Source organism: Acetomicrobium sp. UBA5826, from assembly GCF_002433005.1.
Classification (GTDB): domain Bacteria; phylum Synergistota; class Synergistia; order Synergistales; family Acetomicrobiaceae; genus Acetomicrobium.
On sequence record NZ_DJHF01000008.1, the window covers coordinates 41,974 to 42,236 of the forward strand.

1 pseudogene is annotated in these 263 nt (G+C 49.0%); it reads left to right on the forward strand.

The annotated features are described in order from the left end of the window. Positions 1-17 precede the first annotated feature (17 nt). Positions 18-263, forward strand: a pseudogene (locus B3N34_RS01745) (sodium-dependent transporter); the annotation flags it as partial.

Genomic DNA, 263 nt, shown 5'->3' on the forward strand with positions numbered 1-263 from the left:
TGGGGGTAATGGGAAACATGATCCTGATGATGTTTTATACTACCGTAACTGGATGGGGCCTGGCCTACACTTACTTTACGGCGGCTGGGCGGCTATCTCTCCTTTCACCTGAAGAAGTAGGCAACTTCTTTGGTTCCTTCATATCCAACGCTCCTGTGTTAACCCTGTGGATGGCTCTTGCTGTCGTCATCGGTTTTCTTGTTTGTTCGATAGGTCTTCAGGCGGGAGTTGAACGGGTTACCAAGATATTGATGTCCGGCCTA